The 301-nt window shown below is 40.2% G+C and carries 1 pseudogene; it reads left to right on the forward strand.

The features are described 5' to 3' along the window. Positions 1 to 301: pseudogene (locus V6256_RS15275) on the forward strand (manganese-dependent inorganic pyrophosphatase); the annotation flags it as partial.

The following is a 301-nucleotide window of genomic DNA, read 5'->3' on the forward strand; positions in this document are numbered from 1 at the left end:
TGTGTACTGCGATAGGCCTTGCTAGTTTATTTAATAAAATGGCTAAAACTGCAACACCAGCTTTACAAGGCGAACCAAATCCTGAAGCATTATATTTATTAGAGCAATCAGGTTTACCACAGCCAGAAATTCGTACTGAAGTAGCTGGTGAAGAAATTTTCATTGTAGATTACTCTGACTGGGGTCAAGGTACTGATGATATGAAAAAAGCACATATCTTAGGTATAGTTGATCACCATAAACTAGGTGCCATAACGACTTCAGCGCCGCTAGAGAGTTGGATTTGGCCTGTTGGCTGTAG

Origin of the sequence: Psychromonas aquatilis, from assembly GCF_038155185.1 — a bacterium.
GTDB classification, from domain to species: domain Bacteria; phylum Pseudomonadota; class Gammaproteobacteria; order Enterobacterales; family Psychromonadaceae; genus Psychromonas; species Psychromonas aquatilis.